Annotated in this window: 1 pseudogene; it reads right to left on the bottom strand. The window is 38.4% G+C overall.

Annotation, left to right across the window (positions count from 1 at the left end):
• Positions 1-21: 21 nt before the first annotated feature.
• Positions 22-263: pseudogene (locus CWB66_RS21785) on the bottom strand (CBS domain-containing protein); the annotation flags it as partial.

Raw genomic sequence — 263 nt, 5'->3', positions numbered from 1 at the left:
CGGACGTTTTCTGCGTGGGAATTAAGCGCTAGAAACAATGCCAACGAATTTATGATTATCAGCAGTGACCAAAATTATATCAGAGTGTTTGGCATTTATTTGCTTAAGTGCCGATTCAATTGTGGTTTCGTGTTGTGCACGGACAGGTATTTTTTGAGTAAAGCTTTTTACTAGTTTTAGTGCTGGAGAGGTTAATTCAATTAATGGTTGCTCATCTACAAATGTGCTACCACTAACGCGGTGAGAAATATTTTGAGTACGCA

The sequence above is a fragment of the Pseudoalteromonas sp. S558 genome (assembly GCF_005886635.1).
Lineage (GTDB): Bacteria > Pseudomonadota > Gammaproteobacteria > Enterobacterales > Alteromonadaceae > Pseudoalteromonas > Pseudoalteromonas aliena.
This window is presented reverse-complemented; position numbering and strand designations above follow the sequence as displayed.